This window comes from Pseudoxanthomonas sp. X-1, assembly GCF_020042665.1.
Classification (GTDB): Bacteria; Pseudomonadota; Gammaproteobacteria; order Xanthomonadales; family Xanthomonadaceae; genus Pseudoxanthomonas_A; species Pseudoxanthomonas_A spadix_A.
On sequence record NZ_CP083376.1, the window covers coordinates 3647771 to 3671108 of the forward strand.

General features: G+C 70.5%; 24 protein-coding genes. 11 read left to right on the forward strand and 13 right to left on the reverse strand.

Annotation, left to right across the window (positions count from 1 at the left end):
• The first annotated feature begins 125 nt into the window (after positions 1-125).
• The 9 genes from flhF (at position 126) to LAJ50_RS16485 (ending at position 9457) form a co-directional block, all read left to right on the forward strand.
• Positions 126-1730, forward strand: coding sequence for a flagellar biosynthesis protein FlhF (gene flhF / locus LAJ50_RS16445; protein WP_224096350.1), 1605 nt, complete (start codon positions 126-128; stop codon positions 1728-1730).
• Positions 1717-2565, forward strand: a complete 849-nt coding sequence (locus LAJ50_RS16450) for a MinD/ParA family protein (RefSeq protein WP_130550171.1) — start codon at positions 1717-1719, stop codon at positions 2563-2565. The genes flhF and LAJ50_RS16450 overlap by 14 nt, the downstream gene beginning before the upstream one ends.
• On the forward strand, positions 2562-3311 hold the full coding sequence (locus tag LAJ50_RS16455; protein ID WP_138653434.1) for an RNA polymerase sigma factor FliA: 750 nt from the start codon (positions 2562-2564) through the stop codon (positions 3309-3311). The genes LAJ50_RS16450 and LAJ50_RS16455 overlap by 4 nt, the downstream gene beginning before the upstream one ends.
• A gap of 308 nt (positions 3312-3619) precedes the next feature.
• Positions 3620-4363, forward strand: coding sequence for a flagellar motor protein (locus LAJ50_RS16460; protein WP_130550173.1), 744 nt, complete (start codon positions 3620-3622; stop codon positions 4361-4363).
• A 26-nt stretch (positions 4364-4389) separates the two neighbouring features.
• Positions 4390-5367 carry a flagellar motor protein MotD gene (gene motD / locus LAJ50_RS16465; protein WP_138653436.1) on the forward strand — a complete coding sequence of 326 codons (978 nt, stop codon included), beginning with the start codon at positions 4390-4392 and terminating at the stop codon, positions 5365-5367.
• Complete coding sequence (locus LAJ50_RS16470; protein ID WP_130550175.1) at positions 5367-6146, forward strand: ParA family protein; 780 nt, start codon at positions 5367-5369, stop codon at positions 6144-6146. Before motD ends, LAJ50_RS16470 begins: the two co-directional genes overlap by 1 nt.
• Positions 6143-7582, forward strand: a complete 1440-nt coding sequence (locus LAJ50_RS16475; RefSeq protein WP_171044606.1) for a bifunctional diguanylate cyclase/phosphodiesterase — start codon at positions 6143-6145, stop codon at positions 7580-7582. The genes LAJ50_RS16470 and LAJ50_RS16475 overlap by 4 nt, the downstream gene beginning before the upstream one ends.
• A 36-nt stretch (positions 7583-7618) precedes the next feature.
• Entirely contained in the window at positions 7619-8275 is a 657-nt protein-coding gene (locus LAJ50_RS16480; protein WP_138653440.1) for a sensor histidine kinase, read from the forward strand.
• 102 nt (positions 8276-8377) lie between these two features.
• Positions 8378-9457: an HDOD domain-containing protein gene (locus LAJ50_RS16485; RefSeq protein ID WP_138653442.1), complete on the forward strand. Its 1080-nt coding sequence runs from the start codon at positions 8378-8380 to the stop codon at positions 9455-9457.
• 318 nt (positions 9458-9775) lie between these two features.
• Here the strand turns inward: LAJ50_RS16485 and LAJ50_RS16490 are convergent, their stop codons facing one another.
• The 3 genes from LAJ50_RS16490 to fucP form a co-directional block, all read right to left on the reverse strand.
• Positions 9776-11797 carry a M1 family metallopeptidase gene (locus LAJ50_RS16490; RefSeq protein WP_138653444.1) on the reverse strand — a complete coding sequence of 674 codons (2022 nt, stop codon included), beginning with the start codon at positions 11795-11797 and terminating at the stop codon, positions 9776-9778.
• 166 nt (positions 11798-11963) lie between these two features.
• Positions 11964-12725 carry a bifunctional demethylmenaquinone methyltransferase/2-methoxy-6-polyprenyl-1,4-benzoquinol methylase UbiE gene (gene ubiE / locus LAJ50_RS16495; RefSeq protein ID WP_138653446.1) on the reverse strand — a complete coding sequence of 254 codons (762 nt, stop codon included), beginning with the start codon at positions 12723-12725 and terminating at the stop codon, positions 11964-11966.
• A gap of 222 nt (positions 12726-12947) precedes the next feature.
• Positions 12948-14255, reverse strand: coding sequence for an L-fucose:H+ symporter permease (gene fucP, locus LAJ50_RS16500; protein ID WP_171044607.1), 1308 nt, complete (start codon positions 14253-14255; stop codon positions 12948-12950).
• A 128-nt stretch (positions 14256-14383) separates the two neighbouring features.
• On the opposite strand from fucP, the gene LAJ50_RS16505 reads away from it, so the two are divergent.
• On the forward strand, positions 14384-14839 hold the full coding sequence (locus tag LAJ50_RS16505) for a nucleoside deaminase (RefSeq protein ID WP_138653450.1): 456 nt from the start codon (positions 14384-14386) through the stop codon (positions 14837-14839).
• 159 nt (positions 14840-14998) lie between these two features.
• On the opposite strand, the gene LAJ50_RS16510 is transcribed toward LAJ50_RS16505, so the two are convergent.
• The 4 genes from LAJ50_RS16510 to LAJ50_RS16525 form a co-directional block, all read right to left on the reverse strand.
• Positions 14999-15424: a hypothetical protein gene (locus LAJ50_RS16510; RefSeq protein WP_138653452.1), complete on the reverse strand. Its 426-nt coding sequence runs from the start codon at positions 15422-15424 to the stop codon at positions 14999-15001.
• A gap of 226 nt (positions 15425-15650) precedes the next feature.
• The gene (hslU, locus tag LAJ50_RS16515; protein WP_138653454.1) at positions 15651-17018 is read right to left on the reverse strand and encodes an ATP-dependent protease ATPase subunit HslU; all 1368 of its coding nucleotides are present in this window, start codon (positions 17016-17018) and stop codon (positions 15651-15653) included.
• A gap of 102 nt (positions 17019-17120) precedes the next feature.
• Complete coding sequence (hslV, locus tag LAJ50_RS16520; protein WP_130515511.1) at positions 17121-17672, reverse strand: ATP-dependent protease subunit HslV; 552 nt, start codon at positions 17670-17672, stop codon at positions 17121-17123.
• A gap of 100 nt (positions 17673-17772) precedes the next feature.
• Positions 17773-18111 (reverse strand): hypothetical protein, encoded by a 339-nt coding sequence (locus LAJ50_RS16525; RefSeq protein WP_138653456.1) that lies wholly within the window; start codon positions 18109-18111, stop codon positions 17773-17775.
• Between the two features lie 340 nt (positions 18112-18451).
• Here LAJ50_RS16525 and LAJ50_RS16530 point away from each other — a divergent pair, with 340 nt between their 5' ends.
• Positions 18452-19678, forward strand: a complete 1227-nt coding sequence (locus LAJ50_RS16530; protein WP_138653458.1) for a M23 family metallopeptidase — start codon at positions 18452-18454, stop codon at positions 19676-19678.
• A gap of 39 nt (positions 19679-19717) precedes the next feature.
• Here LAJ50_RS16530 and xerC read toward each other — a convergent pair whose 3' ends face one another.
• The 6 genes from xerC to LAJ50_RS16560 form a co-directional block, all read right to left on the reverse strand.
• Positions 19718-20599 (reverse strand): tyrosine recombinase XerC, encoded by an 882-nt coding sequence (xerC, locus tag LAJ50_RS16535; RefSeq protein WP_138653460.1) that lies wholly within the window; start codon positions 20597-20599, stop codon positions 19718-19720.
• A 9-nt stretch (positions 20600-20608) separates the two neighbouring features.
• Entirely contained in the window at positions 20609-20854 is a 246-nt protein-coding gene (locus LAJ50_RS16540; protein ID WP_138653462.1) for a hypothetical protein, read from the reverse strand.
• Between the two features lie 143 nt (positions 20855-20997).
• Positions 20998-21675 (reverse strand): DUF484 family protein, encoded by a 678-nt coding sequence (locus LAJ50_RS16545; protein ID WP_138653464.1) that lies wholly within the window; start codon positions 21673-21675, stop codon positions 20998-21000.
• A complete protein-coding gene (dapF, locus tag LAJ50_RS16550) occupies positions 21672-22523 on the reverse strand; it encodes a diaminopimelate epimerase (RefSeq protein WP_138653466.1) in 852 nt (283 codons plus the stop codon). The genes LAJ50_RS16545 and dapF overlap by 4 nt, the downstream gene beginning before the upstream one ends.
• The gene (locus LAJ50_RS16555) at positions 22510-22758 is read right to left on the reverse strand and encodes a lipoprotein (protein ID WP_130550190.1); all 249 of its coding nucleotides are present in this window, start codon (positions 22756-22758) and stop codon (positions 22510-22512) included. Before LAJ50_RS16555 ends, dapF begins: the two co-directional genes overlap by 14 nt.
• A 67-nt stretch (positions 22759-22825) precedes the next feature.
• Positions 22826-23251: a YbaN family protein gene (locus tag LAJ50_RS16560; RefSeq protein WP_224096351.1), complete on the reverse strand. Its 426-nt coding sequence runs from the start codon at positions 23249-23251 to the stop codon at positions 22826-22828.
• Positions 23252-23338: the final 87 nt, after the last annotated feature.

Sequence of the window (23338 nt, forward strand, 5' to 3'; positions counted from 1 at the left end):
CCAATCCCCAATCCCCAATCCCCAATCCCGAATCCCCAATCCCCGCCCCACCCACGGCACAACTCCTGCATGAGTCCATCCAAGCGCGATGCCGGAGGGCCGGCAGCGCCGGAGACCACCGCCCGATGAACATCAAGAGTTTCGTTGCCAGCGACATGCGCACCGCGCTGCGGATGATCCGCGACGCGCAGGGCCCCGACGCGGTGATCCTGTCCAGCCGGCCGGTGGCCGGCGGCATCGAAGTGGTCTCGGCCACCGGGTACGACCAGGCCGCGCTGGCCCGCGCCATGCGCGCGGTGGGCGCGGATCCGGCCGACGCCAGCCCGGCCGCGCTGTCGGCGCTGGCCCAGCAGCAGCTGCCCGCCGGGATCCCGGCATCCGTCGGAATCCCGGCACCGGCTGCGCCCCTCCCGCCGGTCGCCGCGGCCCCGCAGCCGCCGGCCGCGCAGTCCGATCCGGCCGCCGCCTTCGCCGCGGCGTTGCACCAGGCCCGCCCCGAAGCCAGCGGCTCCGACTCGCTGCTGGCCCGCGCCCGCGCCCGTCTGCGCGGACAGCCGGCCGAACCCGCGCCGACCGCCGCGCCGGCGCCGGAGCGCCCCGCCGCCCCCGAAGCCACCGCCCAGGTCGACGTGCAGGACTTCGCCGCCGCCCTGCGCGCGCGCCTGGCCGAGAGCGAGGCCCAGGCCACCGTCACCCTGGACATGACCCGCCCCGCGCAGCCGATCAACGCGGCGCCCGTGGCCCCGGCCGCCGCTGCGCGCGTCGAGGCGCCGGTCGAACCCGCCCGCCCCGCCCTGTCGGTGGTGCCCGGCGTCGAGATGGACCCCGCCATCGTCGCCATGCGCGAGGAGATGGCCCGCATGCGCGCGCTGATGGAGGCGCAGATGGAGCAGCTCGCGCTCGAGCGCCTGCGCGGTTCGCCGGCACGCGCGGCCGCCTTCGACGCCCTGACCGGCTACGGCTGCGAACAGGCCCTGGCCCAGGCCGTGGCCCTGCGCGTGGATCCGTCGCTGCCGCTGGCCGAGGTCGGCGCGGCGATGCTGGCCGAACTGGCCGACAGCCTCACCGTCTGCGCCAGCGAGACCATCGACGAAGGCGGCGTGATCGCCCTGGTCGGCCCGACCGGCGCCGGCAAGACCACCACCGCGGCCAAGCTGGCCGCGCGCTTCGCCGCCCGCCACCGCGCCCGCGACGTGGCCCTGATCACCACCGACTGCGAGCGCCCCGGCGCGCACGAGCAGCTGCAGGCCTACGGCCGCCGGCTCGGCATCACCGTGTGCGAGGCGCGCGGCATCGGCGGCCTGCAGCTGGCGCTGGAGCAGCTGGCCGACTATCCGCTGGTGCTGGTGGACACCACCGGCTACGCGCCGACCGACCGCGCACTGTTCAACCAGATCCTGTGGCTGCGCGCGACCACCAAGGTGCGCAGCCTGCTGGTGCTGCCGGCCAACGGCCATGCCCAGGACATGGGCGAGGTCATCCGCCGCTATCGCCCGGCCGCGCCGGAAGGGCTGATCCTGACCAAGCTGGACGAGACCGGCTACCTGGGCAGCGCCCTGTCGGTGGCCGCGCGCACCGCCATGCCCATCGCCTACACCACCAACGGCCAGCGCATCGACAGCGACATCGACGCCGCCGACGCCGCCGCCATCGCCCAGGCGATGGAAAGCGCGCGCCGCAGCAGCGATGTGGCCACCCACGGCATCGAGACCCGCCATGCAGTCGCCTGATCCGCGCGCCCCGCGCATGCCCCGCGTCATCGCCGTGGCCAGCGGCAAGGGCGGCGTGGGCAAGACCACGACCTCGATCAACCTGGCCGCGGCCATGGTCAACGCCGGCCAGCGCACGCTGCTGCTGGACACCGACCTGGGGCTGGCCAACGCCGATGTGATGCTGGGGCTGTCCCCACGCTTCACCCTGTCCGACGTGTTCGCCGGCAAGTGCACGCTGGCCGACACGCTGCTGGAAGGCCCGGGTGGCCTGCTGGTGGTGCCGGCCGCCTCGGGCAAGCAGCACATGGCCCAGCTGTCGCCGGCCGAGCACACTGGCCTGATCCACGCCTTCTCCGAGCTGGACGTGCCGCTGGACGTGATGGTGATCGACAACGCCGCCGGCATCGCCGATGGCGTCCTGACCTTCTGCCAGGCCGCGCACGACGTGGTGGTGGTGGTCTGCGACGAGCCGGCCTCGATGACCGACGCCTATGCGCTGATCAAGGTCCTGGGCCGCGACCGCGGCGTGCGCCGCGTGCACGTGCTGGCCAACCAGGTCGGCGATGCCACCGAGGGCCCGGCGCTGTTCGCCAAGCTCGAGCGCGTGGTCAGCCGCTTCCTGGACATCACCCTGAACTACCTCGGCGCGGTCCCGCGCGACGAATGGCTGCGCCGCGCCGTGCAGCGCCAGGAGACGGTGGTCGACGCCTTCCCCTCGGCGCCCTCGGCCATCGCCTTCCGCGACATCGCCCGCCGCGCGCGGCAGTGGCAGCAGCCCACCGCGCCGCGCGGCCACGTCGAGTTCTTCCTTGAACGCCTGGTCGGCCAGCCCGCCGAAGGGAGCCCGGCATGAACCTCATGGCCACCGCCCAGTACCGCGCCCATCAGCAGGGCTCGCCCGCGGAGATCGTCGAGCGTCACGGCGAACTGGTGCGCCGCATCGCCCACCATCTGGCCGCGCGCCTGCCGGCCAGCGTGGAGATCGACGACCTGGTCCAGGCCGGCATGCTGGGCCTGATCGACGCGGCCCGGAACTACCAGAACGACCAGGGCGCGACCTTCGAGACCTACGCCTCCATCCGCATCCGCGGCGCGATGATCGACGAGATGCGCAGGGGCGACTGGACCCCGCGCTCGGTGCACCGCAGCTATCGCGAGATGGTGTCCGCCGTGCGCCAGGTCGAGCAGGCGACCGGCCGCGCGGCCACCGCCGCGCAGGTGGCCGCGGTCATGCAGATCCCGCTGGACGAGTACCACCACCTGGTCGAGGACGCCGCCCGCGGCCAGATCACCAGCCTGGATGCGCACATCGACGAACACGACGGCGAGGCCCGCCTGGCCAGCGCCGACGGCGCCACCCCCGCCCGCGCCTTCGAGCAGGGCGCCTTCCGCGAGGCGCTGGCCGAGGCCATCGCCGGCCTGCCCGAGCGCGAGGCGCTGGTGCTCTCGCTGTACTACGAGCAGGAACTCAACCTGCGCGAGATCGGTGCGGTCCTGTCGGTCAGCGAATCGCGCGTCTGCCAGATCCACGGCCAGGCCGTGATCCGCCTGCGCGCCCGCCTGGGCGAATGGAAGCGCGAACCGGCGGAGATCGACTGAGGGGCCCCGCTCGGCGGGACGCTGAAGCCAAAAGCTGGAAAGCACCCCTCCTCGCCCTCCCCTTCGCTGCGCGAAAGAAGAGACGCGGGCTCCACCCACATCCAGGAACCGGGCACTTGATCACGCCGCGACAGTGATCCATCCCGAACCCGCCCGCTAAGCCTGGCGCGGATCTTGCAACCTGTTTCCATTGCGCGACGCATCCGCAGTGCGAAAGCGCGAGTCCCCGGCTCGCGCGTCGTCCCGCGTGTGCGGCCGCGCGCGAAACCCCCACTTCAGGAATCCGGCGCGCGGCCGTCATACAGATCATGGACAAGCTCAGCCTCGTTGGTGCCATTCTCGCGCTGGTCGCGCTGCTGCTCGGCAGCGTGCTCAAGGGCGCCGGCATCGAAAGCCTGTGGTCGCCGGCCGCGTTCGTGATCGTGGTCATCGGCACCTTCGCCGCGATCATGCTGCAGACCCACATGTCCACCTTCCTGCTGGCATTCAAGCTGGTCAAATGGGTGTTCATGCCGCCCTCGCAGGATCGCGCCGGGGTGCTGGCCAAGATCGTCGAGTGGTCCAACACCGCGCGCAAGCAGGGCCTGCTGGGCCTGGAGGCGCAGGTCAAGGAGCAGGACGACGCCTTCATCAAGAAGGGCCTGCAGATGGTGGTCGACGGCATCGAGCCCGAGTCGATCCGTAACGTGCTGGAAACCGACATGCATCACCAGCAGACCCGCGACACCGCCGCAGCCAAGGTGTTCGAGGGCATGGGCATCTACGCGCCGACCCTGGGCATCATCGGCGCGGTGCTGGGCCTGATCGCGGTGATGAAGAACCTGGCCGACCCGTCCAAGCTCGGCCATGGCATCGGCGCGGCGTTCACCGCTACCATCTACGGCATCGGCATGGCCAACCTGATGTTCCTGCCGGTGGCCGCCAAGCTCAAGGCCCTGATCGCCGAACAGAACGAATCGCGTGAGATGATCCTGGAAGGGCTGATCGCCATCGCCCAGGGCGAGAACCCACGCAACATCGAATCCCGCCTCTCCGTCTACGTCGCGCACTAGATCAAGGACAAGGACGACCTCCCGCCATGGCGCGCAAGCACCAGCACGAAGACCACGTCAACCATGAGGCCTGGGCGATCCCCATGGGCGATCTCATGACGTTGCTGCTGGCCTTCTTCGTGGTGATGTACGCGATCTCCTCGGTCAACGAGGGCAAGTTCCGCGCGGTGTCAGACGCGCTCAACGCCGAGTTCGGCGGCCCGCCGCGCTCGGTCTCGCCGGTCCAGCTGGGCAGGCACCAGCTGCTGGGATCCTCCTTCGACCGGCCCTCGCTGGCGACCTCGGCCGCGCGCATCGGCCCGGCCCCGGCCAGCCAGCTGATGCAGGCCAAGATGCGACAGGCGCTGGACGCCCCGCGCTACGGCCAGTCCACCGTCGGCATGACCCCGACCGCGTTCAACGCCGCGGCCGGCCAGGGCGCGGGCCCGGGCGGGCTGGGCGGCGGCCAGCTGGGCGCGGTGGGCGAGAACATCCAGGCCGTGCTCTCCGACCTGGTGGCCAAGCACCAGGTCACCGTGCGCCGCGGCGAGAACTATCTGGAAGTGGAGATTCAGAGCGACATCCTGTTCTCCAGCGGCGTGGCCACGCCCAATGCCGTGGCCGCGGTCACCGTCCAGCGCGTGGCCGAGGTGCTGCGCGACGTGCCCAATGCGGTGCGCGTGGAGGGCTATACCGATGACCAGCCCATCGCCACGGCGCAGTTCGCCTCCAACTGGGAGCTGTCGGCCGCGCGCGCGGCCAGCGTGGTCCACGTGCTGACCCAGACCGGCGTGTCGCCGGCGCGGCTGGCAGTGGTGGGCTACGGGCAGTTCCAGCCCATCGCCGACAACACTACCGCCCAGGGCCGCAATGCCAATCGCCGCGTGGTGCTGGTGATCCTGGCCGCGCCCAACGGCGGCCGCCCGCGTGGGCCGGATTCGGTCAGCCCCGACATGTTGCAGACCCCGCCGTCCACGCCGGTGGCGGTCACCCCGCTGCCCGCCAACGTGGAGGCCGCCGGTTGATGCAGACCTGGGCGATCGCCAACCAGAAGGGCGGCGTGGGCAAGACCACGACCACCCTGTGCCTGGCGCGCTGCCTGGCGCAGGCGGGCCGGCACGTGCTGATCGTGGACATGGATCCGCACGCCTCGATGACGCGCGCGTTCAATGTTCCGCGCCACCCGGTGCCCAGCGGAACCCACGAACTGTTCGGCCCCGGCGCACCCACGGCCGATGCGCTGGCCCGCACCACGCCCATCGACGGCCTGCGCCTGCTCGCCGCGCAGCCCGCGCTGGCCACGCTGGAACGCCGCAGCGCCAGCCAGCCGGGCCTGGGCATGGCGCTGCAGCGCGCGCTGGCCGGCGTGGTCGACCTGTACGACGCCGTGCTGCTCGACTGCCCGCCCACGCTGGGCCTGCTGATGGTCAACGCGCTGGCCGCGGCCGACGCGCTGATCGTGCCGACCCAGACCGATCCGCTGGCCCTGCACGGCCTGGCCGACATGCTGCATACCGCCGAGATGGTCGAGACCTCGCGCCGCCGGCCGCTGCCGCGGTTCGTGCTGCCCACGCTGTACGACGGCCGCACCACCCTGGGCACGCAGAGCCTGGAGCTGATGCACGGGCTGTACGCCGGGCGCGTGTGGCCGCAGGCCATCCCGATGGACGCCCGCCTGCGCGATGCCCGCGCGCTGGCCTCGGCCGCGCCCATGACCGGTCCCGGCGCCGACGCCTACCGCCAGGCGCTGGCCTGGCTGCAGAGCCAGCCGCCGCTGTCGGCCGCCCAGAGCCAGGCCGCGTGAACCGCTCGCCCTTCGAAGATCCGATCGCCGGCTACGTCGATGCCCTGCTCGACGATCCGGCGCGCGAGCGCGCCCGCACCGAGGAGGATCCGGTCACCGGCCTGCCCACGCGCAACGGCCTGCTGGTCGCGCTGGACGAGCGCCGCAGCCAGGGCGTGCCCACGGCGGTGGCGGTGCTGGGCCTGGACAACTTCCGCTCGGTCATCGTGACCCTGGGCCACGCCACCGCCGACACGGTGCTGCAGGTGGTGGCCGCGCGCCTGCTGGCGCGTCTGCCCGACGACGTGTTCCTGGCGCGGCTGGAGGGCGACGAGTTCGCGCTGTGCTTCCCCAGCGCGCGGCAGAAGCCGGTGGAGGCCACGCTCAACGCGCTGCTGCTGGACCTGGCGCAACCGTGCGAGGTCGACCTGCACCGCGTGCACCTGGACGCCTGCATCGGCGTGGCGATGGACGGCGAGACCGAACCGGCCCCGCCGCCGGCGCCGGCCGACGAGATCGCGGCGGTCGACGACTCGCCCGAACTGCCCGATGCGCTGGAGCTGGTCACCCGCGCGCAGCTGGCCATGCACTACGCCAAGCGCACCCGCGGGCGTTCGCTGCGGCGCTTCGAGCCGAGCATGCGCACCGAGGCCATCGACCGGCGCAAGCTGGACCTGGAACTGCGCCGCGCCCACCGCGACGGCGAGTTCGAGCTGCACTACCAGCCGCAGATCGAACTCAAGTCCGGCCGCGTGTCCGGCGCCGAGGCCCTGCTGCGCTGGCGCCATCCCGAACGCGGCCTGCTGATGCCCGCCGAGTTCCTCAACGCGCTGGCCATCAGCGGCATCGCCACCACGGTGGGCTGGTGGGTGCTGGAACGGGCCTGCAGGGACGCGGTCAGCTGGCCGCTGATGGACGGCCGCCCGCTGGCGGTGAGCGTGAACCTGTTCCCCGTGCAATTCGCCCACGAGGACCTGCTCAAGGAAGTGGACAACGCCCTGGCCGTCAGCGGCCTGGCGCCGGCGCGGCTGGAGCTGGAACTGACCGAGATCATCGCGCTCAGCGACGATGGCAACGCCGCCAACACGCTGCAGCAGCTGCGCCGGCGCGGGCTGCGCGTGGCCTACGACGACTTCGGCACGGGTTACGCCTCGCTATCCACGCTGCACCACCTGGCGGTGGACCGGGTCAAGATCGATCGCGGCTTCGTGCGCGACGTGATGCAGGATCGTGGCGATGCCGCGATCGTGCGTTCGATCCTGCTGATCGCGCGCAACTTCGACCTACAGGTCACCGCCGAGGGCGTGGAGACCGATACCCAGGCCGAGTTCCTGCGCGCGCTGGGCTGCAACGAGGTGCAGGGCTACCTGTACTCGCCGGCGTTGCCGCGGGTGGACTTCGACGCCTGGCTGGACCGCTACCAGCGCAGCCGCAGCCTGCCCGACGACCGACGCTGACCCGCCGCGGCGGGAATCGACGCTACGCTGGCGCACATGCACGATCCCGCCCAAGACCCCGCCTTCCGCGACGCCCTGATCGCCGTGCAGGATGCCGAGCGCGCACGCATCGCCGGCGAACTGCACGACGAACTCGGCCAGCTGCTCACCTCGCTGCGCCTGAGCCTGGCCGAACTCTCCGCCAGCCTGGCCTCGCCCGAGCAGCAGGATCTGGCCTGCGATCTCGAGGCGCTCTCGGCCCAGGCCCTGCACGTCGTGCGCGGCATGAGCCACGCCCTGCACCCCCCCCTGCTGCAGCGCGCCGGCCTGGCCGCCGCGCTGGAGGCGATGTGCGAGCGCCAGGATGCGCGCGGCGCGGTGCGCTGCACGCTGCAGGTGCCGGCCGGACTGCCGCGCCTGCCCGACGCGCTGGAGCTGGCCGTGTACCGCATCGCCCAGGAAGCGCTGGGCAATGCCCTGCGCCATGCCCGCGCCACGCAGATCGAAGTGAGCCTGCTGGTCCGCGCCCGCACGCTGCAGCTGACCGTGCGCGACGACGGCGCCGGCTACGACGTGGACGCTCCGGCGGGCTTCGGCCGGCGCGGCATGCAGGCCCGCGCGGCCCAGCATGCCGGCCAGCTGCACGAGCGCTCGGACGCGCAGGGCACCTGCGTACGCGCGAGCTTCCCGCTGGATGAGATACCGGCCGCATGATCCGGCTCATGGCGCCGACCGAAGGCGTCCCAACGCCGCGATCGAGATGAATCGCGTTGCTATGATGCGGCCATCGCATCGCAAGACGTCCTGAGAGGCCCCGTGCACATCGTCGTGGCTGGTGAAACCAGCGAACAGGCAGCGCAACTCCAGATCCACCTGGCCGCCCGTGGCCGCGACTGGGGCGTGAGCTGGCTGCAGCTGGGCGACGGCCCCACCCCGCATCTGGACGCGCTGGCGCCCGATGCGCTGGTGTGCTTCTCCGGCACCGGCTGGAACCGCTGCAACCTGATGATGCACGAACTGCGCGAGCGCTTTCCGCTGGCCGCGCGCGTGGTCCTGGTACCCGACCCGCAGGGCGAGGAGATGATGCAGGCCCTGGACGCGGCCCATCGCGTGCTGCCCGAGCCCTTCGATCCGGTCGCGCTGATCGACGCCATCGACGACATCGTCGAACTGCGCTCGCTGCTGGACGACGCCCGGGTCAAGCAGGCCATCGAACAGTCCGGCCCGCTGCCGGCCGCGCCCAAGCAGTACCTCAGCCTGAGCCGCCTGCTGCGCGACGACAGCACCCAGGCCGCCGATCTGGTGGAGGTGGTCACGCAGGATCCGGCCCTGGCCGCGCGCGTGCTGCGCCTGAGCAACTCGGCCTACTACTCCGGCGGGCGCGAGATCAGCGACCTGCGCATGGCGGTGGTGCGCCTGGGCCAGGACGCGCTGCGCCGGCTGGTGCTGGCCAGCGAAGTGTTTTCCTCCGGCCCCGGCGTGGACGAAGTCCGCGAGCGCGCATTGCGCATCTCGCGCCTGGCCGACCAGATCCTGCCCGAGGCCGGCACCGGCGTGGCCGCCACGGCCGGCCTGCTGTCCCAGGTCGGCCGGCTGCTGCCGCCGCTGGAACTGCACGAGCCCGACGGCCCGACGCTGCTGCCGCACAGCGTCGCCGGCGCCTACCTGCTGGGCCTGTGGGGCCTGCCGGCGACGATGATCGAAGCGGTGGCCTGGCACCAGGCGCCCGCGCGGGCCGGCACTCTGTTCTGGGTCGCCGGCGCCGTGCACGTGGCCGCCGCGCTGATCGACGGCAGCGAGGTCGACACCGCCTACCTGAGCCGCGTGCGCAGGCTGCACGACCTGCCGCGCTGGCGCGCCATGGCCGACGCCGAACAGGCGCTGGCCCAGGCCTGACCGCCGCCCCTCAGTCGCCGATCGCGACTTCGAGTTCCCTTTTCCTGGAGTCGAGGGCAGCGAGCTGAAGCGCCCGGCTCACTGGCAAGACGCAGGCATCGCCCCTCCCCTTTTAGCGAAGAGGGGAGGCTGGGAGGTGCTTTTGCTTTTGACGTTCCTGCGAAGAGCGCCCCTCCCCTTCGGACGCTAGTCGCGATTTCGAGCGCCCCTTGACCTACGGCCAAGGGCAGGGGACGAAGCAAGTGGCCTGAGAAATGGCTGGCGGGGCCTTCTCGCCTGCGGCTGGCGCAGGGCGAGGTTCAACGACCCGAACAACGCTTACTGCGCCGGCGGCGTGCTCGCGGCCGGCGTCGAAGCTGCCGGCTCGGCTTCCGGTGCCGGCGTCGAGACAGGCGCAGAGGCCGGCACCGCCGCTGCCTGACCCGCCTTGTCCAGCATCGCCTCCACCGAACCGGTGGTGATCGGGTGGTAGCCCGGCTTGGCCTTGGCGAACACCTCGCGGGCGAACTGCAGCCCCTCGGGCGTCTTCACCAGTTCGGCGTAGATCGGCATGATCAGCTTGCGCCGGCCGACGCGGCCGATGAACTCGCCCGCCGCCGGCCACACGTCGTGATCGCCGCTGCGGATGGCCAGCGGATACCAGCGCATGGCGATCTCGCCGTTCGGCGTGCCGGTGAAGTGGTAGGCCGCATCGAGCTGCTTGAGCTTGTCCACCGGCTGGGTCTGGCCCAACCCTTCGATGAAGTGCACCCACTGCTGGGTCACCCAGTCGCCGGTGACCTGCTTGTTGGGCAGCGCGCCGCTGCCCAGCCAGGCGATGCGCGCGGTGTCCACCAGCGCGAAGCCGCGCGACTGCGCGCGCGTGGCGAAGGCGGGAATGCCCGGCTGTGCCAGCCACGCATCCAGCTCGGCCTGGGTGACCGCATTGGGATTCTTCGGCAGCAGATGCTGCTTCATGTAGGCGACGAACTGGTCGGTGGTCGCGCTCTGGAAGGCGTGGTCGTTGAACCAGCCGCGCAGGAACGGATCGAACACCGCGCGGCCGAAGCGCTGCTCCAGGAACTGCAGGAACCAGGCGCCCTTGACGTAGGCGACCTGGCTCAGCGCCTCGTCCGGATCGGTCTCGCCCAGCGGCGGCAGGGCCAGTGCCTGCTGCGCCGGGGTCATGCCCTTGAGCTCGTTGAGCAGATCGGTCTGGTCGATCTGGCGCTCCATCTCGGCCATTTCCTGGCCATAGACCGCCTCGGTGATGCGGCCCTGCACGTAGGTGGTGAAACCCTCGTTGAGCCAGATGTCCTTCCACGAGGCGTTGGTCACCAGGTTGCCCGACCAGCTGTGCGCCAGCTCATGGGCCACCAGCGAGACCAGCGACTTGTCGCCGACGATCACCGTGGGCGTGGCGAAGGTCAGCGTCGGGTTCTCCATGCCACCGAACGGGAACGAGGGCGGCAGCACCAGGATATCGTAGCGGCCCCAGCGGTACGGGCCGTACAGATCCTCGGTGGTGGTGATCATCTTCTCGGTGTCGGCGAACTCGGCCGCGGCCTTGTCGGCCATGGCCGGCTCGGCCCAGATGCCGGCGCGGTCGGAGAGCTTGCGGAACACCAGGTCGCCGGCGGCGATGGCCAGCAGGTAGGAAGGGATCGGCTTGTTCTGCACGAAGAAGTAATCGCCATCGCGCACGGCCGCCGGGTCGTTGCCCGCGCTCATCAGCACCATCACGTCGGGCCGGCTGGTCACGTGCGCGGTGTAGGTGAAGCGCACGCCCGGCGTGTCCTGCAGCGGCACCCAGCTGCGCGCGTGGATCGCCTGGGACTGGCTGAACATGAAGGGCAGCTGCTTGCCCTCGGTCATCGACGGCGCCAGCCACTGCAGGCCCGAGGCGTCGGGCGAGGTGTGGTAGGTCACGCGGACCACCGGATTGCGCTGCGGCGCCTGGATCGTCAGCTTGCTGCCGAAGGTCTTGTCGGCATCGGCCAGCGCGTACTGCAGCGGCGCGAAGGTCTTGCCGTCGGCACCGGCGCCCTCGACCTTCTCGATGGTGAGTGCGCGCGTGTCGAGGACAAGCTCAGTCGCCTTTGGATCCTTCCAGTCCAGCCGATAGGTGGCGGTGCCGCCGATCTGCTTGGTGTCGAAGTCCAGCTTGACGTCCAGCGCCAGGTCCTTGATGACGACCTTCTCGGGCTGGGCGTAGGAACTCTCGTCGTGGCGACGGTCGGGCTTGGACACGGCGGCGGCCTTGGGCGTGGCGGTGGGCGCGGTCTCGGACGTGGCCGATTCCTTCGAGCAGGCCGACAGCAGCAGGGCCGCGCAGGACAGGGTGAACAACACAGAGCGCATCGGGGGAATCAGCCGGTCTGGAACGGGAACCGGCATTCTAGCCGCTGCATCCGGCGCTGCCCGCGCCGATCCCCACAACGCGCGACGCCCGGCACGGGCCGGGCGTCGGGTCTGGAGCCTGGGTCTCGCCGTCGTCGGCGGCGAGGTCAGGCTTCGGTTGGAAGCCTCAGACCTTGTAGCCGTCGTGGATGGCGACGATACCGGCGGACAGGTTGGTGTAGCGGGCGCGGGCGAAGCCGGCCTCGGTCATCATCGCCTTGAGCTGGTCCTGCGGCGGATGCTTGCGGATCGATTCGGCCAGGTACTGGTAGCTGTCGGCGTCGCCGGCGAACAGCTTGCCCAGCTTGGGCAGCACCTTGAACGAATGGAAGTCGTACAGCGGCCGGAACCACTCGGGCTTGACCTCGGAGAATTCCAGCACGCGCGCCTGGCCGCCGACCTTGAGCACGCGATGCATCTCGCGCAGCGCCGCGTCCTTGTCGGTCACGTTGCGCAGGCCGAAGGCGATGGTCACCAGGTTGAAGCTGTTGTCCGGGAACGGCAGCGCCTCGGCGTTGAGCTGCACGTACTCCAGCCCCGACACCAGGCCGCGGTTGGTCAGCCGGTCGCGGCCGACGGTGAGCATGCCGGCATTGATGTCGCCCAGCACGATGCTGCCGGTCTTGCCGACGCGCTCCTTGAGCAGCGCGGCGATGTCGCCGGTGCCGCCGGCCAGGTCCAGCACGCGGTCGCCGGGCTTCACCTGCGCGGTGGCGGCGAAGTAGCGCTTCCAGATCCGATGAATGCCCAGGCTCATCAGGTCGTTCATCAGGTCGTACTTGCCGGCCACCGAGGTGAAGACCTCGCCGACCAGCTTCTGCTTGTCGCGGGCGGCGACGTCACGGAAGCCGAAGTGGGTGGTGCCGGAGGTATAGGGGGATTCGCTCATGCCCGCGATTATCGCACCGACCGGCGCGCGATGGCGTCGAGACCCCGCACGCCGCCCCAAACGCAAAAGGCGCACCGAAGTGCGCCCTTGAATCTGCTCCCTCGCCAGCCTTTTGCCCCCTCCCTTTCGCGCAGCGAAGGGGAGGGATGGGGAGGGGTGCTCTTCGCACTACGCTAAACGACCTCGAGCCCCTCCCCCCTTCGCCAGAGAGTCAATCCGCCCTCAGCGCTGCACCCCGGCCACCGGCACCGGCTCGCGCACCTTCGACCCGGTGATGCCGTAGTAGGCGATGTACAGATAGCACACCAGCGGCAGCACGAAGGCGTGGTGCAGACCGATGTGGTCGGCCAGGAAGCCCATCAGCAGCGGCAGCACCGCGCCGCCGACGATGGCCATGATCAGCAGCGAGGAGGCGCGGTTGGTCAGCGGCCCCAGCTTGGCCATGCCCAGCGTGAAGATGGTCGGGAACATGATCGAGTTGAACAGGCCGATGGCCACGACCGCGTAGACCGCCGTCATGCCCGTGCTGGCCAGGGTAACCAGCAGCAGCACCGTGGCCACGCCGGCGAACACCGCCAGCAGCTTGCCCGCGTCGATGCGTACCAGCAGCGCCGAGCCGACGAAGCGGCCGACCATCGCGCCGGTCCAGTAGGCCGACACGTAGTTGGTGGCCGCCTTCTCGGTCATCGCGCCGATGTCGGGCATGGCCAGGAAGTTGACCAGATAGCTGCCGATGGACACCTCGGCACCGACATAGAAGAACAGGCCCAGCACGCCCAGCAGCACGTGGCGATGGCGCAGCGGCTCGAAGATGCCGTAGTGGCGCCCGTCGCCCTGCTCGTTCTCCTCCGACAGCTTGGGCAGGCGGAAGGCGAAGATGAAGACCGCCAGCGCGAACAGCGCGATCGCCAGGCCCAGGTACGGCATCTGCACCGAGCTGGCCTCGGCGGTGCGATAGGCGAGCGCGTCGGCCTGCGACATCGCGGCCACCTGCTCGGGCGTCTTCGGGTCGGCCGCCAGGATCAGCAGGCCGCCGAACAGCGGCGCGATCGCCGTGCCCAGCGAGTTGAACGCCTGCGACAGGTTCAGACGGCTGGACGCGGTCTTCTCCGGCCCCAGCAGCGCCACATAGGGGTTGGCCGCCACCTGCAACACGGTGATGCCGGTGGCCAGCACGAACAGCGCGAACAGGAACAGCGGATAGCTGTGCGCCCCGGCCGCCGGCCAGAACAGCAGTGCGCCGACACCGGCCACCGCCAGCCCACAGACGATGCCGCCCTTGTAGCCCAGCGCGGCCACCACGCGGCCGGCCGGCAGCGACATCAGGAAGTACGCGCCGAAGAAGGTGAACTGCACCAGCGCGGCCTGGGTGAAGTTCAGCGTGAACACCGACTTCAGATGCGGCACCAGGATGTCGTTGAGGCAGGTCAGGAAGCCCCACATGAAGAAGATGATCGTCACCACCGCCATGGCCAGCTTGGGGGTCGATCGCGCCACCGAGGTCGAGGTGGGCGTGGGGCTGGCATGCATCATGGACAATCCTGGATTGGGGTGGTCGGCGACGGCGCAGAGTATTCCATGTCGCCCGTCCAGCTCCTGTTGCGATGCAATATCCTTTGGTCTAACGGCGATGTCCTCGCCCCTGCTGGAGCCTCTGCATGATCGCCACGCCCGACTATTCCGCCCTGCTGCGCACGGCCATCGACGAGGCCCGCGCCGGCCTGGCCGAAGGCGGCATTCCCATCGGTGCGGCGCTCTATCACGGCGACGGCCGCCTGCTCGGCTGCGGCCACAACCGCCGCGTGCAGGAGGGCGATCCGTCCGTGCACGGCGAGACCGACGCCTTCCGCAAGGCCGGCCGCCAGCGCAGCTACCGCGACACGATCATGGTCACCACCCTGGCGCCGTGCTGGTACTGCTCTGGCCTGGTGCGCCAGTTCGGCATCGGCACGGTGGTGGTGGGCGAATCGCGCACCTTCCAGGGCGGCATCGACTGGCTGCGCGAGTCGGGCGTAAAGGTGATCGACCTGGACGATCAGGAATGCGTCGACCTGCTCGGCGGCTTCATCGCCGCCCATCCCGAGGTGTGGAACGAAGACATCGGTGAGGACTGAGGCGACTCATTGCCGTTCCCCCGTCGTCGCCGCGAACGCGGGCCTTACCACGCAACCCGACCTCGTCGCTCCCGCGAACGCGGGAACCCAGGGACTTTGCTCTCCCACCCCCGTGCACGATCGCCCAACGGCCGCGACCGTCACTGCGCCTGGCCGCACTCAGCGCGGCTCGATATGGAACGCGCCGAAGGCCACGCCCAGGTCCCAGCCCTTGCCGGTGCCGGCCAGCGACAGCGAGACCTCGCCCTTGGTCATCACCTGCGCCTTGCTGGATTTCTCCACGCCGGCATGCGCCTCGGCGGTGGCATAGCCGCCCAGCAGCTCGCGGATGTCGCGCACCTCGGTGAACTCACCGCGCCCATGGATGCTGGACTTGCCCACCGTCAGCCCGCCGCCCTTGGCGCTGACCTTCACCGCCATGCGCTGGCCGTTGTCGCAGGTGATCTCGCCGGTGCCATGGGAGGTCTTGTAGAACACCGACCAGCCGGACATCTGGAAGCTCAGGTGGCAGGTGGTGCGCGCCTGGGCGGGCGCGGCGAAGGCGGCCAGCGCAAGCACCGACACGAGCACGAGTGGACGCAGCATGACGCACCTCGATGACGGGAAAGACAGGCGCAGCGTATGCCGCGCATCCGGAACGGACCGACAACGCGCTCCGCGCCAGGCGGGAGCCGCCATGGCGGCAATGGGGCCTTACCGGGAAAGCCTCATCGCCGCCATGGCGGCTCCCACGTGAGAGTTCGCGATCGAAGTCACCACACGACGAAGGCGCCCGCAGGCGCCTTCGTCATCTCAACCACGCCGCCATCCGTCAGAGGATGTAACGGCTCAGGTCGGGGTCCTGCACCAGTTCGCCCAGGTACTTGTCGACGTAGGCGCGGTCGACCGTCACCGCCTCGCCGTCGCGATCCGGCGCCTCGTAGCTGAGCGTGTCCAGCAGCCGCTCGAGCACGGTGTGCAGGCGGCGCGCGCCGATGTTCTCCTGGCGCTCGTTGACCTGGAAGGCGATCTCGGCCAGGCGCTCCACCGCGTCGGGCTCGAAGGCCAGCGTCACGCCCTCGGTCTGCATCAGCTGCACGTACTGCCGGGTCAGCGCGGCCTTGGGCTCGGTGAGGATGCGCACGAAGTCCTCCTTGCTCAGCGCGCCCAGCTCCACCCGGATCGGGAAGCGGCCCTGCAGCTCGGGGATCAGGTCGCTAGGCTTGGCCAGGTGGAACGCGCCGGAGGCGATGAACAGGATGTGGTCGGTCTTGACCGTGCCGTACTTGGTGGAGACGTTGCTGCCTTCCACCAGCGGCAGCAGGTCGCGCTGCACGCCCTCGCGGCTGACATCGCCGCCGCCGACGTTCTCGCCGCGCTTGGCGACCTTGTCGATCTCGTCGATGAAGACGATGCCGTGCTGTTCGCAGGCCTCGATCGCCGCGGCGCGCACGTCGTCCTCGTTGACCAGCTTGGCCGCCTCTTCCTCGATCAGCTGCGGGCGCGCGGCCTTGATGGTCACCGTGCGCTTGTGGGTCTTGGCCGCGCCCAGGCTGGAGAACATCTGCTTGAGCTGCTGGCCCATCTCCTCCATGCCCGGCGGGGTCATGATGTCCACGCCGCCGACGCTGGCGGCCAGCTCCAGCTCGATCTCCTTGTCGTCCAGCTCGCCCTTGCGCAGCATCCTGCGGAACTTGGCGCGGGTGTCGCTGTCCTGCGCGGACGGCTCGCTGGACACCACCGCCGGGTCGAAGCCGATGCCGCCGCTGCGCCTGGGCAGCAGCGCATCGAGGAGGCGATCCTCGGCGCGCTCCTCGGCCTGGGTGCGCACCCGGGCCTTGGCCTGTTCGCGATACAGCTTGACCGCGGTGTCGGCCAGGTCGCGGATGATCTGCTCGACGTCCTTGCCCACATAGCCGACCTCCGTGAAGCGCGTGGCCTCGACCTTCACGAACGGCGCATTGGCCAGCGTCGCCAGGCGCCGCGCGATCTCGGTCTTGCCCACGCCGGTGGGGCCGATCATCAGGATGTTCTTCGGCATGACCTCGTTGCGCAGCTCCGGCTCGAGCTGCGCGCGGCGCCAGCGGTTGCGCAGCGCGATGGCCACCGCGCGCTTGGCCGCTTGCTGGCCGACGATGTGCCGGTCCAACTCCTGCACGATCTCGCGCGGGGTCATGGTGGAGTTATTCGCTTCGCTCATGGTGGGAATCGGGAATGGGAAATGGGGGAATGGGTTGGTCAAGAGCAGGGCCATCTGGGCACGGGAAACCGCCTCTGCGATTCCCCATTCCCAACGCCCCGTTCACAGCTCTTCGACCACCACGTTGCGGTTGGTATAGATGCAGATGTCGCCGGCAATGTTGAGCGCCTCAACCGCGATGGCCTTGGCCTCCAGTTCGGTGTGCGCCAGCAGCGCGCGCGCGGCCGACAGGGCATAGGAGCCGCCGGAGCCGATAGCGATGATGCCGTCCTCCGGCTCGATCACATCGCCGGTGCCGCTGATGATCAGCGAGGTGTCCTTGTCGGCCACCGCCAGCAGGGCTTCGAGCTTTCCGTAGCGGCGCTCGGTGCGCCAGTCGCGCGCCATCTCGACTGCGGCGCGCTGCAGCTGGCCGTGCTTCTCCAGCTTGGCCTCGAACAGCTCGAACAGGGTGAAGGCATCGGCCGCGGCACCGGCGAAGCCGGCCAGCACGTGGCCGTCGCGGCCCAGCCGCCGCACCTTGCGCGCATTGCCCTTCATCACCGTGTGGCCGAGCGTGACCTGGCCGTCGCCGGCGATGGCGACGTGGCCGTTGCGGCGCACCGACAGGATGGTGGTGGCGTGGAAGACGTTGGGGTTCTGACTGGGGTCCATGGCAGGCTCCGGAATGCTCCAGAGCAGATGGGGCGCCCAGCGCGGGTCTTCAACCCGCCCTCCGCGCCTGGGCCCAACGCCCAGGCGCGGCGGATCATGCTTACTTCTTCGCCGGGCCCTGCTGCAGCGCCTTCAGGCGCTCGCACATCTGCTTGCCGCCATCGGGCGCGGACTTGATCCTGGCGACGCCCGCGTTAAAGCCGGCGTCGTACAAGGCATCGAAGCCGCTCGAATCGGCGCCCTTGCCGTAGATCGCCGCGCGCGACTGCTCCTTGCGCGTCTTGGCCTGTTCCGGGGTGATGTTGCCGCACTGCTGCGCCAATCCGTTGAGCTGCGCACCGTTCTTGATGATGGCGTCGCGGGTGGCGGCCGCGTCCTGGGCCATGGCGGGCGCGGCGATGGCCAGCGACAGCGTCAACGCAGAAAGGATGTGCCTCATGCAACGACTCCTGGTCCTGTTGAAGGAGCCGCATCCTTGCCCGCCCAAGCTGAACCTTGACCAGACTGTCAGCCAGCAATACGCGGGTGTCATGCTCCTGCCATGCCGGCGGATGCGCGCCTTCGCGGATCCTGCCCATATCCCGGGGACGACTTTGCCTTCGCGGCGGATAAACACGCTCGTGGTGTCGTGGAACACGCACGGGTCCGGCGTGCGTCGATACGGCTCTCCGGAGCGGGGCCCTTGCGGGGCCTTGCCAGCGCCCGACTCCGTTTCACCACGGGTCAGCCTGCGCAGGACGCGGAGACCTTGCTAAGGTGCCTGGCATGGCAGCGCTCACATGCCTTCGCCCTGGATGATCATGCCTGCCATCAAACCCTTGCGTTCGCCGACGCGTCGCGCCCCTGGCAAGGCCGGCTTCTGGCTCGTGTTGGCGGCGCTGAACCTGCTCCGGCCCGCCGACGTCAATGCCGAGCGTGCCCTGGCGCCGGTCGAGGTGCGCACGCCGTGCGCGCCGAGTCCGGTGGTAGGTGACGATGGCCGCACGCACCTGGCGTACGAACTGCATGTGACCAACTATTACCGCGACACCGGCGTGTTGCGGCTGCAGCGCATCGAGGTCTTCGCCGGCGAGGAGACCACGCCGCTCACGAGCCTGACCGGCCGGGATCTGGTCCAGGCCGTGCAGCCCCGGACTGCCGACGAGGATGCCACCCAGGTTCTCGTCGCTGCGGGCATGCGCGCGGTCGCGTTCCTGTGGCTGACCCTGCCCGATGGCCGGCAGACGCCACGCGTGCTGCGCCATCGGCTCGTCTTCGTCGACGACAAGGGCCGGACCTCGCTGGTCGATGGCGCGTCTGTGGAGGTGGGCACGACCTCACCGCTCGTGCTGGGCCCGCCGCTGCCACCGGGACTGTGGCTGGCCAGCGAAGGACCGGGCAACGCGCAATCGCATCACTGGGGCAGCCTGGTCGCGGTCAATGGCCAGCTCACCATTCCACAACGCTATGCCATCGATGTGTTCGGCCTCGACGCGAACGGCCGCGCCCTGCGCGATGGTGCGGTCGACTTCAGCAGGAGCCGGCGCGAGGACTGGATCGGCTACGGCGCGCAGGTCCTGGCCGTGGCCGACGGCGTGGTGCGCGATGTCCATGACGGCGCCCCGGAGCATGCGCCCCTGGAAGCGCAGGCCGAGCCCGATTCGCTGACCGCGCAGGGCCTGTACGGCAACTACGTGGTGCTTCAGATCGCGCCGAAGGTGTTCGTCCACTACGCCCATCTGCAACCCGGCAGCGTGGCGGTCACCGTGGGACAGCGGCTGCATCGCGGGCAGGTGCTCGGGCGCCTGGGGCAGTCGGGTAATTCCAACGGGCCCCACCTGCACTTCCACGTCTCCGACGCGGCGACGTTCGAAGGCTCGGAAGGCTTGCCGTTCGTGTTCGACAGTAATCGGTCTCCGGGCCACTGGTCGCTCACCCAGGCGATCGACCCGAAGGCAAAGTTCAGCCCGGATCGCAACCCCCATTCCGGACAGATGCCACTGGATGGCGAAGTGCTCGGCTTCTAGGCCACGCAGCGCGTGCCGGAATCGGCCCGGCGCGCCGGATCAGACCTTGCGCTTGGCGCGCGGATGCGCGCCGTCGTAGACCTTGGCCAGGTGCTGGAAGTCCAGGTGCGTATAGATCTGCGTGGTGGCGATGTCGGCATGGCCGAGCAGTTCCTGCACGCCGCGCAGGTCGCCGGAGGATTCGAGGATATGGCTGGCGAAGCTGTGCCGCAGCATGTGCGGATGCACGTGCTTGAACAGCCCCTGCCGCTGCGCCAGCTGCTGGATGCGCAGCTGCACGGCGCGCTGGGAGATCGTGCCGCCGCCGCGGCCGGGGAACACCGGCGCGGCGTCCTCGGCCGGCTTTTCCTCGCGCCAGGCCGCCAGCGCGGCGCGCGCGTGCGAGCCCACCGGCACGATGCGCTGCTTGCGGCCCTTGCCCAGCACGGTGACCACGCCGGCGGCCAGGTCCAGGTCGGACCAGCGCAGCGCGCACAGTTCGCTCAGGCGCAGCCCGGAGGAATAGAACAGTTCCAGCAGTGCGCGATCGCGTAGGCCCAGCGGCGCATCGGTCGGCACCTCGACCAGGCGCACGGCCTCGTCTGCGTCGAGCACCTTGGGCAGCTTGCGCGGCGCCTTGGGCGCGCGCAGCCCGGCCACCGGACTGGCGGCGATGCGGCCATGCTTGAGCAGCCACAGATAGAAGCTGCGGCAGGCCGACAGCCGGCGCTGCAGGCTGGTCGCCGCCAGCCCCTGGCGATGGCCGGCGGCGATGAAGGCCCGCAGCTGATCGGCCTGCAGCGCCTCGACCGGCGTGCCGTCCTGCGCCTGCGCGGCCCACTGGGTCAGCGCCGTCAGGTCGCGGCGATAGGCGTCCAGCGTATGCGCGGAGACCTGGCGCTCGACGCGCAGGTGATCGAGGAAGGCCTCAACGGCGGACATGCCGCGGCCTCACTGCTGTATCCGATGGCGCAGCATGCGCTGCACCAGCCGCAGGTAGCGCGCCGGGGCCCTGGGCAGCAGCGCCATCACCACCGACAGCAGCAGCACCGCGGTGACCACCACGGGCACCAGCAGCGCATCGACGTACGTCCAGCCGGTGCTCATCGCGGCGCCGATCGCGAACAGGCCGCGCGTGTGCGAGAGCTGCTCGCTGGAACAGCGCATGGCCGAGACCTGGGCGATCACCAGCAGCACGCAGGTCGGCCGCGAGCGCGACGCCCCAGGTGCCCTGAGACACCGGATGCCGCCGCGCGTACACGCCGGTGGCCAACAGCGGCCATAGCCGGAAGATCGCCATGGACAGCATGACCCAGGCGCGGAAGAACATCGCCCTCGCCCTAGGCGTCGAAGCGTTTCAAGGCGGTGGTCAGCGCCTCGCCCATCATGCGCAGGAACAGCGTGCCCATGCCGGGATAGAAGCGGTTTCCGTCGCGGCTGCCCACGGCCACCAGGCCTACGCCGGGCAGCGGCAGCAGCGCCGAGGAGCCGATCTCCTCGGCCTGGGCGGCGTAGAGCAGCGTGTTCTTCTGCGGCTGCAGGCGCCCGCATAGCGGCTCGCCATCGGCCAGGCAGTCGCGGAACGGGACCAGGTGCGAGCTGCCCTCGGCGATCGACTGCAGCCAGGGCGCATCGGCCAGCGACTCCGGCAACGGGGCGAAGATCACGATCCGCACCAGGTCGCCCTGGAAATCCTCTTCCAGCGAGGCCGCCATCGCCGCCAGCGTGTCGGCGACACTGGACTGGCGCATCAGCGCCAGGGTCAGCTGGTGCACGCGCACGGCCAGGCGCTCGTTCTCCAGCGCATTGGCCGACAGCTCCCCCAGGCGGCGCGAGAGCTCGCGGTTCTTGTCGCGCAGCACCTCCAGCTGGTAGCTGGCCAGCGAGGCGGCCGGGCCCTTCTCGCGCGGCACCACCAGGGTCTGGGCCAGGTCCGGGAACTGCTGCAGGAAGCCGGGATGCCGGCGCAGCCAGGCGGCCACCTCGTGGCTGCCAAGTTTCTCGTGGGTCTCGCTCATTGCGTCCATTCCCCTTCGAACACGAATGTCGCCGGCCCGGACATCACCACCTCGGCGGCATCGTCGGGCCAGTCGATCTGCAGGTCGCCGCCGGGCAGCGACACGGTGACGCTACGCTCGACCAGGCCGGCGCGCATCAGCACCACCGCCGCCGCGCAGGCGCCGCTGCCGCAGGCCAGGGTTTCGCCGACGCCGCGCTCGAGCACGCGCAGCGCGATGCGCTGGCGGCTGATCACCTGGGCGAAGCCGACGTTGACCGATTCGGGAAACGCCGCGCTGGTCTGCAGCGCCGGCCCCAGCACGCTCACCGGCGCGCTGGCCACATCGGCCACCTGCACCACCGCATGCGGATTGCCCATCGACACCGCGCCGAACACCACCGGCGCGCCGTCGACCTGCACCGAATAGCTCGGCTGCTCGCTGTCGAACCCGGCCAGTGGCACCTGCGCGGGCTGCCAGTGCGGCATGCCCATGGCCACGGCGAAGCCGGCCTCGGTGCGCTGCACGCGATGGGTACCGGCGGGGCTGTCCATCTGGAAGGGCGCCTCGGCCTTGGCCAGGCCGGCGCGCACCAGCCAGGCGGCGATGCAGCGCGCGCCGTTGCCGCACTGGCCCGAGAGCGAGCCGTCGGCGTTCCAGATCCGGTACGAGGCGACCGAGCCCTCGGCCCGCGGCGCCTCGATGGTCAGCAGCTGGTCGCAGCCCACCCCGCGATGCCGGTCGGCCAGCTGCGCGGCCAGGGCCGCGTCCGGCGCCGGGCGGCCGCCGCGCAGGTCGAGCACGACGAAGTCGTTGCCCGCCCCATGCATCTTGGAGAACCGCAGCGGCGCGGCGTCAGTGCTCGCCATCGCCACCGCCCTGGTCGACGGCCTTGCTGGCGGCGTCGTCCTGCGGGTTTGGCGCGGAGGTAGGCGCCTGCGGCTTGACCTGCACCGGCGGCGCGCCGGTCTGGGTCTTGGGGGCGGGAGCGGGCTGCTGCACCGGCGTCGGCCGTTCCGGCAGCACCAGCGGACCCTTGTTGCCACAGGCGGACAGCGCCAGCAGCGCGGCGCTCGACAGCGCCAGTCGCGATACGGTCTTCATGGGGTCGAGTATAGCGAGTGCCGGCGCACAACCGCCCGCATGCGGCGGGGCGCCGATCAGCGTCGCGTCATGGCGCGGCCGGGGGCTCGGGCCGCTGCCACATCCACAGCACCACCGCCGACAGGCAGGCCACCGGAATGGCCGACAGCCACCAGTGCGCCGGCGTCAGCCAGGCCATCGCGGTCACGGTGAATGCGGCGCTGGCCAGCATGGTCCAGCTCGCCAGCCACTTGGCCCGGCGCGGGATCGCCCCGTGCGCCTGCCAGTCGTGGATCAGCGGGCCGAAGTGCCGGTGCGCCAGCAGGGCGCGGTGCAGGCGCTCGGACCCGCGCGAGGCGGCGAAGGCCGCGATCAGGATGAACACCGTGGTCGGCATCACCGGCAGGAACAACCCGATCACGCCCAGCAGCAGGCTGGTCCAGGCCAGCAGCCACCAGGCCCAGCGAAAGCGGCTGGGGGGCGGCGTCAGTTCCGGCGGCAGGGGCGTGTCCACCTGCGTATTGTCGCCCGCCGCGCGTGTAGGCGGCATCGCGAAAGGCGCACGCTGCGTTGCAGGCCACGCCGATGTTCCCGGCTGGCG

Bases quoted from the DNA above. Each gene is read 5' to 3' on its own strand.
- motD (WP_138653436.1), top strand. From the start codon at position 4,390: ATGGCGCGCAAGCACCAGCACGAAGACCACGTCAACCATGAGGCCTGG.
- LAJ50_RS16545 (WP_138653464.1), bottom strand. From the start codon at position 21,675: ATGAGCGAGACCCACGAGAAACTTGGCAGCCACGAGGTGGCCGCCTGG.
- LAJ50_RS16470 (WP_130550175.1), top strand. From the start codon at position 5,367: ATGCAGACCTGGGCGATCGCCAACCAGAAGGGCGGCGTGGGCAAGACC.
- LAJ50_RS16510 (WP_138653452.1), bottom strand. From the start codon at position 15,424: ATGCTGCGTCCACTCGTGCTCGTGTCGGTGCTTGCGCTGGCCGCCTTC.
- flhF (WP_224096350.1), top strand. From the start codon at position 126: ATGAACATCAAGAGTTTCGTTGCCAGCGACATGCGCACCGCGCTGCGG.
- LAJ50_RS16455 (WP_138653434.1), top strand. From the start codon at position 2,562: ATGAACCTCATGGCCACCGCCCAGTACCGCGCCCATCAGCAGGGCTCG.
- dapF (WP_138653466.1), bottom strand. From the start codon at position 22,523: ATGGCGAGCACTGACGCCGCGCCGCTGCGGTTCTCCAAGATGCATGGG.
- xerC (WP_138653460.1), bottom strand. From the start codon at position 20,599: ATGTCCGCCGTTGAGGCCTTCCTCGATCACCTGCGCGTCGAGCGCCAG.
- LAJ50_RS16490 (WP_138653444.1), bottom strand. From the start codon at position 11,797: ATGCGCTCTGTGTTGTTCACCCTGTCCTGCGCGGCCCTGCTGCTGTCG.
- LAJ50_RS16505 (WP_138653450.1), top strand. From the start codon at position 14,384: ATGATCGCCACGCCCGACTATTCCGCCCTGCTGCGCACGGCCATCGAC.
- ubiE (WP_138653446.1), bottom strand. From the start codon at position 12,725: ATGAGCGAATCCCCCTATACCTCCGGCACCACCCACTTCGGCTTCCGT.
- LAJ50_RS16460 (WP_130550173.1), top strand. From the start codon at position 3,620: ATGGACAAGCTCAGCCTCGTTGGTGCCATTCTCGCGCTGGTCGCGCTG.
- LAJ50_RS16525 (WP_138653456.1), bottom strand. From the start codon at position 18,111: ATGAGGCACATCCTTTCTGCGTTGACGCTGTCGCTGGCCATCGCCGCG.
- LAJ50_RS16530 (WP_138653458.1), top strand. From the start codon at position 18,452: ATGCCTTCGCCCTGGATGATCATGCCTGCCATCAAACCCTTGCGTTCG.
- hslU (WP_138653454.1), bottom strand. From the start codon at position 17,018: ATGAGCGAAGCGAATAACTCCACCATGACCCCGCGCGAGATCGTGCAG.
- LAJ50_RS16555 (WP_130550190.1), bottom strand. From the start codon at position 22,758: ATGAAGACCGTATCGCGACTGGCGCTGTCGAGCGCCGCGCTGCTGGCG.
- fucP (WP_171044607.1), bottom strand. From the start codon at position 14,255: ATGCATGCCAGCCCCACGCCCACCTCGACCTCGGTGGCGCGATCGACC.
- LAJ50_RS16480 (WP_138653440.1), top strand. From the start codon at position 7,619: ATGCACGATCCCGCCCAAGACCCCGCCTTCCGCGACGCCCTGATCGCC.
- LAJ50_RS16450 (WP_130550171.1), top strand. From the start codon at position 1,717: ATGCAGTCGCCTGATCCGCGCGCCCCGCGCATGCCCCGCGTCATCGCC.
- hslV (WP_130515511.1), bottom strand. From the start codon at position 17,672: ATGGACCCCAGTCAGAACCCCAACGTCTTCCACGCCACCACCATCCTG.